Origin of the sequence: Streptomyces sp. NPDC005494 (assembly GCF_042872025.1) — a bacterium.
Lineage (GTDB): Bacteria > Actinomycetota > Actinomycetes > Streptomycetales > Streptomycetaceae > Streptomyces.
In genome coordinates this window covers 665,718-678,509 of sequence record NZ_JBIAJR010000001.1, presented here as the reverse complement: position 1 = coordinate 678,509, position 12,792 = coordinate 665,718, and the positions used below count along the sequence as shown (strand labels likewise).

Genomic DNA, 12,792 nt, shown 5'->3' with positions numbered 1-12,792 from the left:
GGACGCCCCCGTACCGGCGTACGGATCAGGGCGGGCCCGTCACGGCCGCAGCAGCACCTTCCCGGTCTCCGGGTCCCCGGATCCCACCAGTGCGACGGCCTCGGCGAACCGCTCCAGCGGGAATTCGTGGGTGATCAGGGGCGCCGGGTCGAGCAGTCCGGCCGTGAACGCCCGCACCGCGTACGACCAGGCCGAGGAAGGTGCCCCGAACACGCTGCGCACGGTGAGCTGGCTCAGTGACAGATGGACCGGGTCGATCCCCACGGCGCCCGGCGTGAACATCCCGGTGAGCACGACGCGCCCGCCGCGCCGCGCCAGCAGGCACGCGTCGGCCGCGGTGGACGGCGCTCCGGCCGTCTCCACGACCAGGTCGTAGCGGCCGCGCACCTCCTCGGCCTCCTCGGGGGTCAGCGCCTGGCCCGCCCCGAAGTCCAGTGCCAGGGAGGCCCGTTCCCGCCTCGGGTCGATCACGGTGAGTTCCGCGGGCGACACCGCTGCCAGCAGTTGCACCGCGAGCAGCCCGAGCGTGCCCGCTCCCAGTACGGCGATGCGCTCACCCGGCTCGGGCGCCCCGGCCCGTACCGCTGCCGCGATCACCGCCGCCGGTTCCAGCAGGGCCGCGGCACGCAGGTCGGCGTCGTCGGCCAGCGGGTGCAGCAGCCGCGCGGGGACCACCACGTGGTCGGCGAACGCGCCGGGCCGGGTGAAGCCGGTCTCGTCGTAGCCCGTCGTGCACAGGGAGGTCTCCCCGTCCCGGCACCGCTCGCACCGCCCGCACGCCCGGAAGCCCTCCGCGACCGTGCGCCGGCCGACGAGGGCCGGATCGACCCCCTCGCCGACGGCGTCGACGGTCCCGGACCACTCGTGGCCGGGGACCACGGGGTAGCGCACGTAGGCCGCGTCACGGTGGCCGTCGTACACCTCGCGGTCGCTCATGCAGATCCCCGCGGCGGCGACGCGCACCCTGACCTCGCCGGGGCCCGGCTGGGGGAGCGGCCCTTCGGCCAGCACGTGGCTGCCGGGCCGCTCGACGAGCAACGAGCGCGAGAGGGACGTCACTTGGGCTGCCTCTTCTCCCAGCCGTCGGCCCAGAGGTCGAACCTGGCTTGCTGCTGCGGGAATTCGGCCGCCGCGTCCACGTCCAGCTCCACGCCGAGTCCGGGAGCGTCGGAGAGCTCGAAGCAGCCGGTCTCGGGGTCGACGGTCGGGGCGCCCTTGACGACCTTCTTGATGTCGGCGTCCGCGAAGTCGTTGAAGTGTTCCAGGATCTTGAAGTTGGGGGTGCAGCCGGCGACCTGGAGGCTGGCCGCGGTCAGTACCGAACCACCCACGTTGTGCGGGGCGATCAGCGTGTAGTGCGTCTCCGCGGTCGCCGCGAGCTTGCGCGTCTCCAGGATGCCGCCGATGTGGCCGACGTCCGGCTGGATGATGTCGACGGCCTGCGACTCGAAGAGCTCGCGGAACTCGATCCGGTCGTGGATGCGCTCACCCGTCGCGATCGGCATGTCGACCTTGTCCGCGACCTTGCTCAGCGCCTTGAGGTTCTCCGGCGGCACCGGCTCCTCCAGCCACGCGGGCCTGAACGGCGCCATCTCGCGGGCGATCCGCACCGCCGTCGACGGGCTGAAGCGGCCGTGCATCTCCAGCATCAGCTCGGTGTCGGGGCCGATGGCGTCCCGCACGGCCTCGATGAGGGAGACGGCGTAGCGGGTCTCCTCCTGGCCCAGTTCGAAGTGGCCCGTGCCGAAGGGGTCGATCTTGAGCGCCCGGTAACCCCGCTCGACGACTCCCTGCGCCGCCTTGTGGTAGGCCTCAGGGGTGCGCTCGGTGGTGTACCAGCCGTTGGCGTACGCCTTGACCCGGTCGGTGACCTTTCCACCGAGCAGCTGCCAGACGGGGACGCCGAGCGCCTTGCCCTTGATGTCCCAACAGGCCATCTCGACGACCGCGATGCCGGACATCACGATCTCCCCGGCCCGCCCGTAGTCGCCGTACTTCATGCGCTTGACGAGGTCCTCGACCGCGAACGGGTCGCTCCCGACGATGTGGTTGGCCGACGCCTCGCGCAGATAGCCGAGCAGCGCGTCCGTACGGCCCAGCATGCGGGTCTCGCCGACCCCGGTGAGGCCCTCGTCGGTGTGGACCTGGACGTAGGTGAGGTTGCGCCACGGCGTGCCGACGACATGCGTGCTGATTCCGGTGATGCGCACGTGTGTTGCCTCTCAACGTGTTCGGTATTTCGTCGCTCGTTCGAAATGCTGGCGTGACGGTAATGACGGGCCAGGGCAGGTGTCAATGGTTCGCGTAAGACCGGTCTAGGTACGCTGACGTCATGAGCGATCTCGGGGCGGGTCTCGGTTACTTGATCAAGGGCCAGCGCTGGGCCTTCGGGCACGGGCGCTGGTTCGGATTCGGCCTGCTGCCGGCTTTGATCACCCTCGTCGTCTACGCGGGCGCGCTGACCGGACTCGGTTACGGCGCGGACGACTTCGTCGCCTGGGCCACCCCGTTCGCCGACGACTGGTCCTCGCCCTGGCTGGGGCTCCTGCGCAACACCCTCGTCGTCCTGGTCTTCATCATCGGGATATTCCTCGCGGTCATCACCTTCACCGCGGTCACCCTGCTGATCGGCCAGCCCTTCTACGAGTCGCTGTCCGAGGAGGTCGACCGCAGCGAGGGCGGTGAGGTCCCCGAGTCGGACCTGCCGCTCTGGCGTGAACTGTGGATCTCCGCCCGGGACTCCGTCCGCATCCTGCTGCGCGTCGCGGTGTACGGGGTGCTGCTCTTCGCCCTCGGGTTCATCCCCGTGGTCGGGCAGACCGTGATCCCCGTCCTCGGCTTCTGCGTCTCCGGCTACTTCCTGGCCGAGGAGCTGACCTCAGTGGCACTCCAGCGCCGGGGCGTGGTCCTCAAGGACCGGCTCGCGCTGCTGCGCGGACGGCGCGCGATGGTGCTCGGCTTCGGCGTCCCGCTCACGCTCGCGTTCCTCGTGCCCTTCGTCGCCGTCCTGCTGATGCCGGGCGCCGTCGCCGGGGCCACGCTCCTGGTGCGCGACCTCACGGCGGCCCCGGAGGCCCCCGAGCCGGAGCCTGCGTCGCCGTACACCCTGCACAAGGACTGAGCCGGAAGCGCCCGGGCGGAGCCCCTGTCCGTACGACGCCCAGGACAGGGCGCCGGGCCCGCGCCCCGAACCGCGGCAGGCATGGAGGGCCGCAGCAGACCGAGTGCGCCGCGGCAGGCCGTGTGGGCCTCACGACCCGAACCGCCGCAGGCCGAGAGGGCCGCGGCAGACCGAGAGGGAAGTGCGTGACCGAGATACTCGCCGTCGCCCTGATCACCGTGCTCGCCGTGATCAGCCCCGGTGCCGACTTCGCCATGGTCGTCCGCAACAGCTGTCTGTACGGGCGCAGGACCGGCCTGCTGGGAGCCGTGGGCGTCGCCGCGGGCGTCCTGGTCCATGTCACGTACACCATGCTCGGCGTCGGGCTGCTGATCGCCTCGTCCACGACGCTGTTCACCGTGATCAAGCTGGCGGGCGCCGCCTACCTCGTGTACATCGGCGTCCGGACCTTCCTCGACCGCGGTGACCTCACCGTCGACCTGGGCGCGAAGAGCGGCCTGAGCGGCCTCGGGGCCCTGCGCACCGGCTTCCTCACCAATGTGCTGAACCCCAAGACCACCCTGTTCGTCGTGTCCACGTTCACCCAGGTCGTCGGGCCGGACACGGCCCTGTGGCAGCAGGCCGGTTACGGGCTCTTCATGTCCCTGGCCCACCTCGGATGGTTCGGCCTGGTGGCGCTGTTCTTCTCCCACGCGACGCTGCGCACCGCGCTGCTCCGCCGGCAGAAGGCGCTGAACCGGGGGATCGGCTCGGTCCTCGTGGGCCTCGGTGTCACCCTGGGCCTCGCCCGCTGAACGGCGGGCCCGTCAGGCGCCGGTCCCGCCCCTCGGGGACGTGCTCCCACCACCCTGACTCACCCGGTGGCGACCTTGGTCCACCCCTGTTGACGCCGCCCCTGGCAGGGCCTCAGCGCACGGAGAAGCCGTACACCGTCGTCGAGGTGAACTCCTCGCCCGGACGCAGCGCCGTGTTCGGGAACTCCGGACGGTTCGGGGAGTCCGGGAAGTGCTGCGTCTCCAGCGCGATCCCCGCGCACGGCTCGAACGGGCCCCCGCCGAGATGGTCCGCGGTGTACAGCTGCAGACCCGGCTCCGTCGTACGGACCGTCAGTACCCGCCCCGATGCCGGGTCGTGGAGCTCGGCCACCGGCTCGCCGCCCGTCTCGTCCAGGACGTAGTTGGCGTCGTAGCCCGGGCCCACCGGCTTCGCCTCCCGGAAGTCGAACCGGGTCCCCTCCACGGGTGCGAACACGCCCGTCGGGATCGCCTCCTCGTCCGACGGGGTGATCCGCCCGGCCGCGAGCCGCAGTTCGTGCCCGAGCGCGCTCCCGCTGTCCGCCCCGGCCAGGTTCCAGTACGTGTGGTTCGTCAGGTTCACCACGGTCGGCGCGTCCGTGGTGGCCCGGTAGCCGATGCGCAGCGCCCCGTCCTCGTCCAGGGTGTACGCCACCGAGACCTCCAGCCGCCCCGGGAAGCCCTCCTCGCCGTCCTCAGCGACCAGGGAGAGCAGTACGCCGTCCGGCAGCTCCTCGGCGTCCCACACGCGCTTGTCGAAGCCGCGCTCCCCGCCGTGCAGCGTGTTGCGGCCCTCGTTGCGCGTCACCTCGTGCCTGCGGCCGTCCAGGACGAAGGAGCCGCCCCCGATCCGGTTGGCGTACCGGCCGACCACGGCGCCGAAGTAGGGGCCCGTGTGCGTCTCGTAGCCCTTCACGTCCGGCAGCCCCAGGGCCACCTCGGCGCGGGAACCGTCCCTGCCGGGCACCTCCACCGACTGCACCACGGCGCCGTACGTCAGCACCCGCACCCGCGTGCCCCCGCGCTCCAGGGTCCAGCGGCGGACCGGAGTGCCGTCCGTGAGGGTGGAGAAGTCTTCGCTGCGTACCGCTGTACCCGTCGTCACGATCAAGGACTTTACGCCGGTGGGCCGGCCGCGGTGACATTGCGGTGAGCGATCTCCGCCAGCCTGGCCTGGCCGTCGCGCCCCGGATGGAACCAGTCCCACTCGCTGAGCTGCGCCCCGGTGAAGCGGTAGTCGAAGACCGCCCCGCCGTCGTAGCGGCAGCGCTCGTCCTCCGCGCAGACGTCCCGCAGCACCTCGTTGTACGCGACGACACGCTCCCGCACCGCCTCGCGCCGGGCGACGGCCGCCGCTCCCATGTCGTCCGCGTCCCCCAGCATCGACCGGCAGATGCCCAGCTTCCAGATCTGCTTGCCCAGCGGGTTCTCGCGCCCCGTCGACCAGAGCCGCTTGAGGTCCGGCACGCTCGACACGTACACCTGCGCCTTCGGGGCACCGGCGCGCAGCTGCCGCATCGACGCCTCGAAGGAGGACCGGAAGCCGGACACCGGAGTCATCAGGTCCACCGAGTCCCGGCAGGCGTCGTTCGCGCCGATCATCACCGTGACCAGTTCCGGCTTCTCCTTCGCCGCCAGGGCCATCTGCTCGGGCAGCTGGGCCATCCTGGCGCCCGACACGGCGTGGTTCGAGCTGTGCGTGGCGGCTTTCGACGCCCCGAGGAGGCGCACGGCGAGGCTCCGCACGCTCGCGTCGGAGCCCGTCGCCCAGGACACCTCGGGACAGTCCGCCAGGATCGAGCAGGCGTCGAAGCCCCGGGTGATGGAGTCCCCGACGGCGGCCAGCGAGGCCGGGCTCGCATCCCACGAGGGTGTCGGGGACGGGGAAGGGCTCCGGGGGGACGCGGTGCTCCGCGCGGTCCCGTCCTGGCCCGCGCCGCAGCCCGTGAGTGCGACGGCGGCGACGGACACGACCGCCGTCAGAGTGGTTGCCGCGCCCCGGGCGCGACGGCGTGACGAACTCTCAGGCATCCCTGATTCCCCTCCGGTCACACGGGTGATTGTGCCTCTGGCACAACCGGACAGCCCCAGGTGGCGGGCCTTGGCGCCCTCGCGGGTGAATGGTGTGCGAATCATGGGCCCAGGACCGACCGTACGTCACACAACCGGCCCCGGCGCACGGTAGCTTTTCCCCGTCGAACCAGTGGCGCCCGGCCGGTCCGCGACGAAACAGCGGGTCCGGTAAGTTCTCTCACGTCACATACTGTCCCTTTTCAGGAGATTCACTCCCGATGCTGTTTACTGATGACGACCTCGGGAGCCGTCCGGGAAGAGACGGTACGGGCGCGAGGCCGCTGGGGAAGGCGAACCTCGTCCCACACTGGAGGTCCCGGTGACGACACGTGGAGTTCTGTACGTTCACTCCGCACCGCGCGCGCTCTGCCCGCATGTCGAATGGGCGGTGGCGGGTGTACTCGGTGTGCGGGTCCAGCTCGACTGGATCAGACAGCCGGCCGCGCCCAGCACCTGGCGGTCCGAATTCTCCTGGAAAGGCCGGGCAGGCACGGCCTCGGAGCTGGCCTCGGCCCTCCGCGGCTGGGACCTGCTGCGCTTCGAGGTGACCGCCGAGCCGTGCCCCACGGCGGAGGGCGAGCGGTACAGCTCGACGCCCGGCCTGGGTATCTTCCACGCCGTGACCGGCATGCACGGCGACATCCTCGTGCCGGAGGACCGGCTGAGGGCGGCGCTGGCACGGTCGCTGCGCGGCGAGACGGACCTGGAGGCCGAGGTGGCCAAGCTCCTGGGCAAGCCGTGGGACGACGAGCTGGAGTCCTTCCGCCACGCCGGCGAGGGTGCGCCCGTGCGGTGGCTGCACCAGGTGGTCTGAGAGGCACGGTACGGCTCGACCGCCTGCCCCGCTTGAGCAGAAACGTTCCCCTCCCTGGGTGGCGGGACGTGCTGCCGGGTGACGGCTCTGCGTCTCCGGCCGCCGCACCGCCCACCCGGAGCCGTGAGCGCCACACGAGACACTGCCCCCGCCCCCGCGGCGGGGAGGTCAGGCCTGGACCTCGGCCCGGAAGCCGAAGAGCCTCGCGGACGTCAGGCCTGGACCTCGGCCCGGAAGCCGAAGAGCCTCGCGGACGTCAGGCCTGGACCTCGGCCCAGAAGCCGAAGAGCCTCGCGAACCCTGCCCGCACGGCTCCACGCCGCGTCAGCACGGATCGGTCGACCGCGGTGAAGAGGACCGCGAGGGTGATGTCGGCCGGCAGGACCCGGCCCGCCGCTCGCACGGTGACCTTCCGGCCGCTCCCGATGCCCGACCGCCGCACCGTGACGACGGCCCCGGGGTCCTCGGAATCCGCCCGCCGCGACAACTCGTACGCCCGGCGGTTGATCGCCTTCAGCCTGTAACGGTCACCCAGATACGTCAGGCGAAGGGACCGGCCCCGGTGGGTGAGCGCCCACCGGTTCCGGCTCATCCGCACGAGCCCGTCACCGACACGGAGCGTCGAACCGTTCACGGTCGGCAGCGAGACGACGTCCGTGTGCAGCCCGCGCGTCTCGTACACGGCCGTGGGTATCAGGCCCCCGCGCACCTCCGCGACCAACGCGTGCGTCTCCCGGTCGGCGGGGTGCACCACCCGGATCTCGCCGAACTCGGGGGAGGTCCCCTGCCAGCCCGACTGCTCGGGCGCGGCCTGCCGTCCGGCCTTCACGTAGGTGAGCGTGAACGGGCTGATCGTCGTGTGCATCTCTCTCCCTCGTCGGACGAACGGGCCGAGGGGCGCGGAGGCGGCGAGGCCGCCAGGCGCGCCCCGGGTGACCGCCCGTCAGCTTCCCCTACGCGGCGGCGCCGTCGTGCCGTCGCCCCCCGGGAGCGGTACGCCCGCATGCGGGAGGCCCGCCTCCCGGTACGGGAAGCGGGCCTCTGCGAAGGGCTCGGGTCAGACCGAACGGAACGCCAGCACGACGTTGTGACCGCCGAAGCCGAACGAGTTGTTGATCGCGGCGATCGAACCCTCCGGCAGCGCACGCGGCTCACCGCGCACGACGTCGGCCTCGATCGCCTCGTCGAGGTCGTCGACGTTGATGGTCGGCGGGGCCGTCCGGTGGTGCAGGGCCAGCACGGTCGCCACGGTCTCGATACCGCCCGCGCCACCGAGGAGGTGACCCGTCATGGACTTCGTGGCAGAGATCGCGACGTGGTCCAGGTCGTCGCCGAGCACGGCACGCAGCGCCTTGATCTCGGCGATGTCACCCTGCGGGGTGGACGTGGCGTGCGCGTTCAGGTGCACGACCTCCGACGGCTTGAGATCCGTGGAGTCCAGCAGGTTCTGCATCGCGGCGGCGATGCCGCGCCCCGTGGGCTCGGGCTGCGCGATGTGGTGGGCGTCGGCGGACAGACCCTGGCCCAGCACCTCGCAGTAGACCCTGGCGCCCCGGGCGGCGGCGTGCTCGGCCGACTCCAGGATGACGACGCCCGCGCCCTCACCGAGGACGAAGCCGTCGCGGCCCGTGTCGTACGGACGCGAGGCCTTCTCGGGCTCGTCGTTGCTCTTGGACATCGCCATCATGTTGGCGAAGGCGGCGATCGGGAGCGGGTGGATGGCCGCCTCGGTGCCACCGGCGACGACCACGTCGGCACGGCCGGTGCGGATCATCTCGACGGCGTAACCGATGGCCTCGGCACCCGACGCGCAGGCGGAGACCGGGGTGTGGACACCGGCCTGGGCGTTGACCTCCAGGCCGACGTTGGCCGCCGGGCCGTTGGGCATGAGCATGGGAACGGTGTGCGGGGAGACGCGGCGTACGCCCTTCTCCTTGAGCACGTCGTACTGGTCGAGCAGGGTGATCACGCCGCCGATGCCGGAGGCGATGACCGAACCCAGACGCTCGGGCTGGATCTTGTCGTCCTCACCGGCCTTGCCGGTGAAGCCCGCGTCGGCCCACGCCTCGCGAGCGGCGATCAGCGCGAACTGCGCCGAGCGGTCCAGCTTGCGGGCGAGCGGACGGGGGAGAACCTCGCCGGGGTCGACGGCCGCGAGGGCGGCGATCCGGACGGGCAGTTCGGCGAAACGTTCGCCCTCGAGAGGCTTGACGCCGGAACGGCCGGCCATCAGACCTTCCCAGGTCGATGCGGAGTCGCCACCCAGCGGAGTGGTTGCGCCGATACCGGTGACGACCACGGTGCGATTGGTCGGGCTCACTGGAAAATCTTCTCCACGTGTAGAGGGTCGTGAATCAGCGGCGCCACCGCCGGGTGGCGACACACGGGACGGGCTGGGATCAGCCCTGGTGCTTCAGGATGTAGTCGGCGGCGTCGCCGACCGTCTTGAGGTTCTTGACGTCCTCGTCGGGGATCTTGACGTCGAAGCGCTCCTCGGCGGCGACGACGACCTCGACCATGGACAGCGAGTCGACGTCCAGGTCGTCGGTGAAGGACTTGTCCAGCTGGACGTCCTCGACCGGGATACCGGCGATCTCGTTGACGATCTCGGCGAGACCGGTGACGATCTCTTCCTGAGTGGCGGCCATGTTGGCGCTCCTTCGATGTGTTTCTGCAGGGGTTCGGGCGTCCGGACCGAAAGGTCCGGTGTGCCTAGGGGAGGGTAACGACCGTCGCGGCGTAGACGAGACCCGCCCCGAAGCCGATGATGAGCGCCGTGTCGCCGCTCTTGGCCTGGCCGGTCGCCAGGAGCCGCTCCATCGCGAGCGGAATCGAGGCGGCCGACGTGTTGCCGGTGGTTTCCACGTCACGCGCGACCGTGACGTGCTCCGGCAGCTTGAGCGTCTTCACCATCGAGTCGATGATCCGCATGTTGGCCTGGTGCGGAATGAAGACATCCAGGTCTTCCGGGGCGATCCCGGCCGCTTCCAGCGCCTGCTGGGCGACCTTCGCCATCTCGAAGACGGCCCAGCGGAAGACCGCCTGGCCCTCCTGCGTGATGGCCGGGAACTTGACCTCGCCCCGCTCGTTGAGCGGCAGATTCGCGACGTCGCCGATGTGGAAGTCGTTCCACGCGACGGTCTGCTTGATCGTCTCCGACTTGTCGCCCTCGGAGCCCCAGACCGTGGGGCCGATGTTCGGCTCCTGCGACGGGCCGACGACGACGGCGCCCGCGCCGTCACCGAACAGGAAGGCCGTCGCGCGGTCCTCCAGGTCGGTGAGGTCGCTGAGCCGCTCGACACCGATGACAAGTACGTACTCCGCCGAGCCCTCGACGATCATGCCCTTGGCGAGCGTGAGGCCGTAGCCGAAGCCCGCGCAGCCGGCGGAGATGTCGAAGGCGGCGGGCTTGCCCGCGCCGATCCGGTGCGCGATGTCCGTCGCGACGGCGGGGGTCTGCTTGAAGTGCGAGACGGTGGAGACGATGACTCCGCCGATCTGCTCAGGGGTGATCCCGGCGTCCGCGATCGCCTTGCCGGAGGCCTCCACCGACATCATCGACACGGTCTCCTCGTCGGAGGCCCAGTGGCGGGTGGCGATGCCGGAACGGGAGCGGATCCACTCGTCGGACGAGTCGATCGTCTCGAGGATCACCTCGTTGGGCACGATACGGGTCGGGCGGTAACCGCCGACACCGATGATCCGTGCGTACGGGGCGCCCTTGCTGGGCTTGATCTTCGACATGCTCTCGGGCTCCTCAGGCGCCTGCGTGCTCGGAGATGAGCGCGCGGGCCGCGTCTAGGTCGTCGGGGGTCTTGAGCGCGAGGGTCCGCACACCGGGCAGCGCGCGCTTGGCGAGCCCGACGAGGGTGCCACCGGGCGCGGCCTCGATGAGGGCCGTGACGCCGAGCTCCTTGAAGGTCTCCATGCACAGGTCCCAGCGGACCGGGTTGGCGACCTGGCCGACGAGCCGCGAGATGACCTCGTCGCCGTCGGCGACCGTTCTGCCGTCGGCGTTCGACACGTACGTCACCTTCGGGTCGGTGACGGTCAGCTCGGTGGCGGCGGCACGCAGCTTCTCCACGGCCGGGGCCATGTGGTGCGTGTGGAAGGCGCCTGCGACCTTGAGCGCCACCACGCGGCGCACGCCCTCCGGCATGTCCTCGGTCAGCGCGGCGATCTGTGCCGCGGTGCCGGCGGCGACGATCTGGCCGCCCCCGTTGACGTTGGCCGGGGTGAGCCCCAGTTTCTCCAGGTGCGGGACGGTGACCTCGGGGTCCCCGCCGAGGAGCGCGGCCATGCCCGTCTCCGTGACCGCGGCGGCCTCGGCCATGCCGAGCCCCCGGGTACGGACGAAGCGCAGCGCGGCCTCGTGACCGATGACGCCGGCGAGGGCGGCAGCGGTGATCTCACCGACGCTGTGGCCCGCGACGACGGCGGGTGAGGCGTCCAGGGCGGTGGCCGAGAGGAGACCCGCGGCGACCAGCAGCGGCTGCGCCACCGCCGTGTCGCGGATCTCGTCCGCGTCGGCCTTCGTGCCGTAGTGGGCAAGGTCGAGCCCGATGGCGTCGGACCATCCCGCGACGCGGTCTGCGGCACCGGGGAGTTCGAGCCAGGGAGTCAGGAAGCCGGGCGTCTGAGCGCCTTGGCCGGGAGCGACGAGTACGAGCACCCTCACACTCTCTCTTGTGGACGGCCCTGAACGCCCGTGGGGACAGGGACGAAGAACCGTCAGGGGAATTGTTGAAGTTCGACAAAAGTCTAGGACTGGGTGTCACCCGCGGCCAAGCGCCCCAGGATGAGGGCGATCCGCAGCGTGAACGCGGAACGGACGTCGGAAGGTGACCATCCGGTGACGTCGGTCACACGTCGCAGCCGGTAGCGCACGGTATTGGGGTGCACGAAAAGCATCCGGGCCGCGCCCTCGAGGCTGCTCGCCTGCTCCAGATACACACTCAGCGTCTCCAGAAGTGCCGAACCCGCTTCTTCGAGCGGTCTGTAGATCTCCTCCACCAGCTGATCGCGCGCGGCAGGGTCGCCGGCCATCGCGCGCTCAGGAAGGAGATCGTCCGACAGTACGGGGCGCGGAGCGTCCTGCCACGCCGAGCAAGCTCTGAGACCGGCCGCGGCGGCCTGCGCGGACCGGGTGGCAGCCAGCAGGTCCGGGACCACGGGGCCGGCGACGACGGGGCCGGCCGCATACGGTCCGATCAGCGACTTCGCGACGTTCAGGGGGTTGTCGCTGCCCCCTGCGATCACCACCAGACGGTGGCCGAGGACCCCGGTCAGCACCTGGAGTTTTGCGTGTCTGGCTGCCCGCCGGATGGCCTCCACGGTGAGCTCGCTGTCCCCGTCGGGAGCCGTGCCGAGCACGACGCACACATGTTCGGGGGAGTTCCAGCCGAGCGCGGCGGCCCGGGAGACGGCGCCCTCGTCGGCCTCGCCCGAGAGCACCGCGTTCACCACGAGCGACTCCAGGCGGGCGTCCCACGCGCCCCGGGCCTCGGCGGCCTGCGCGTAGACCTGCGCGGTCGCGAAGGCGATCTCGCGCGCGTAGACGAGCAGCGCCTCGCGCAGCACCGACTCGTCGCCCGGCGCCGCGACCTCCTCGATCGCGGCTTCCATGACCTCGATCGTCGTACGCACCATCTCGACGGTCTGCCGCAGGGTGATCGCCCTCGTCAGCTCGCGCGGAGCCGTGCCGAACACGTCGGTGGAGATCGCCTGCGGTGTCTCCGGGTAGCGGAACCACTCGGTGAACGCGGCGATACCGGCCTGGGCGACCAGGCCGATCCAGGACCGGTTCTCCGGTGGCATGGCCCGGTACCACGGCAGCGTCTCGTCCATACGTGCGATGGCGTTGGCGGCCAGCCGGCCGGAGGACTGCTCCAGCCGTTTCAGGGTCGCGGCGTGGAGGTGGGCGGCATGCGTGGCGGGCTGCTCAGGATCGGGTCGGGGCACGGACACAAGACTGCCTTATCCGGGCAGGT

The 12,792-nt window shown here is 71.0% G+C and carries 13 protein-coding genes; 3 read left to right on the top strand and 10 right to left on the bottom strand.

The window, feature by feature from the left end; all coding sequences use genetic code 11:
- Nucleotides 1–39 precede the first annotated feature (39 nt).
- Complete coding sequence (locus ACFYQ6_RS03125; protein WP_388760108.1) at nt 40–1,059, bottom strand: zinc-binding dehydrogenase; 1,020 nt, start codon at nt 1,057–1,059, stop codon at nt 40–42.
- Nucleotides 1,056–2,210 (bottom strand): mandelate racemase/muconate lactonizing enzyme family protein, encoded by a 1,155-nt coding sequence (locus ACFYQ6_RS03120; RefSeq protein WP_361571025.1) that lies wholly within the window; start codon nt 2,208–2,210, stop codon nt 1,056–1,058. Before ACFYQ6_RS03120 ends, ACFYQ6_RS03125 begins: the two co-directional genes overlap by 4 nt.
- 122 nt (nt 2,211–2,332) lie before the next feature.
- On the opposite strand from ACFYQ6_RS03120, the gene ACFYQ6_RS03115 reads away from it, so the two are divergent.
- Both ACFYQ6_RS03115 and ACFYQ6_RS03110 read left to right on the top strand, forming a co-directional pair.
- Nucleotides 2,333–3,121, top strand: coding sequence for an EI24 domain-containing protein (locus tag ACFYQ6_RS03115; RefSeq protein WP_361571022.1), 789 nt, complete (start codon nt 2,333–2,335; stop codon nt 3,119–3,121).
- A gap of 185 nt (nt 3,122–3,306) precedes the next feature.
- Nucleotides 3,307–3,915 carry a LysE family transporter gene (locus tag ACFYQ6_RS03110; protein WP_361571019.1) on the top strand — a complete coding sequence of 203 codons (609 nt, stop codon included), beginning with the start codon at nt 3,307–3,309 and terminating at the stop codon, nt 3,913–3,915.
- A 112-nt stretch (nt 3,916–4,027) separates the two neighbouring features.
- On the opposite strand, the gene ACFYQ6_RS03105 is transcribed toward ACFYQ6_RS03110, so the two are convergent.
- Both ACFYQ6_RS03105 and ACFYQ6_RS03100 read right to left on the bottom strand, forming a co-directional pair.
- Nucleotides 4,028–5,026, bottom strand: a complete 999-nt coding sequence (locus ACFYQ6_RS03105) for an aldose epimerase family protein (protein WP_388760103.1) — start codon at nt 5,024–5,026, stop codon at nt 4,028–4,030.
- A 5-nt stretch (nt 5,027–5,031) separates the two neighbouring features.
- Nucleotides 5,032–5,946, bottom strand: coding sequence for a GDSL-type esterase/lipase family protein (locus tag ACFYQ6_RS03100; RefSeq protein ID WP_361571013.1), 915 nt, complete (start codon nt 5,944–5,946; stop codon nt 5,032–5,034).
- A gap of 361 nt (nt 5,947–6,307) precedes the next feature.
- Here ACFYQ6_RS03100 and ACFYQ6_RS03095 point away from each other — a divergent pair, with 361 nt between their 5' ends.
- Nucleotides 6,308–6,802, top strand: coding sequence for a DUF3145 domain-containing protein (locus tag ACFYQ6_RS03095; RefSeq protein WP_361571010.1), 495 nt, complete (start codon nt 6,308–6,310; stop codon nt 6,800–6,802).
- A 256-nt stretch (nt 6,803–7,058) separates the two neighbouring features.
- On the opposite strand, the gene ACFYQ6_RS03090 is transcribed toward ACFYQ6_RS03095, so the two are convergent.
- The 6 genes from ACFYQ6_RS03090 to ACFYQ6_RS03065 form a co-directional block, all read right to left on the bottom strand.
- Nucleotides 7,059–7,667: a hypothetical protein gene (locus tag ACFYQ6_RS03090; protein ID WP_388760098.1), complete on the bottom strand. Its 609-nt coding sequence runs from the start codon at nt 7,665–7,667 to the stop codon at nt 7,059–7,061.
- A gap of 192 nt (nt 7,668–7,859) precedes the next feature.
- Nucleotides 7,860–9,122 carry a beta-ketoacyl-ACP synthase II gene (fabF, locus tag ACFYQ6_RS03085; RefSeq protein WP_361571004.1) on the bottom strand — a complete coding sequence of 421 codons (1,263 nt, stop codon included), beginning with the start codon at nt 9,120–9,122 and terminating at the stop codon, nt 7,860–7,862.
- Nucleotides 9,123–9,201: 79 nt separating this feature from the next.
- A complete protein-coding gene (locus tag ACFYQ6_RS03080; RefSeq protein ID WP_014045780.1) occupies nt 9,202–9,450 on the bottom strand; it encodes an acyl carrier protein in 249 nt (82 codons plus the stop codon).
- 64 nt (nt 9,451–9,514) lie between these two features.
- Nucleotides 9,515–10,546, bottom strand: coding sequence for a ketoacyl-ACP synthase III (locus ACFYQ6_RS03075; RefSeq protein WP_361571001.1), 1,032 nt, complete (start codon nt 10,544–10,546; stop codon nt 9,515–9,517).
- A 13-nt stretch (nt 10,547–10,559) separates the two neighbouring features.
- Complete coding sequence (locus tag ACFYQ6_RS03070) at nt 10,560–11,474, bottom strand: ACP S-malonyltransferase (RefSeq protein ID WP_361572361.1); 915 nt, start codon at nt 11,472–11,474, stop codon at nt 10,560–10,562.
- A gap of 89 nt (nt 11,475–11,563) precedes the next feature.
- Nucleotides 11,564–12,763, bottom strand: a complete 1,200-nt coding sequence (locus ACFYQ6_RS03065) for a helix-turn-helix domain-containing protein (RefSeq protein WP_361570998.1) — start codon at nt 12,761–12,763, stop codon at nt 11,564–11,566.
- Nucleotides 12,764–12,792: the final 29 nt, after the last annotated feature.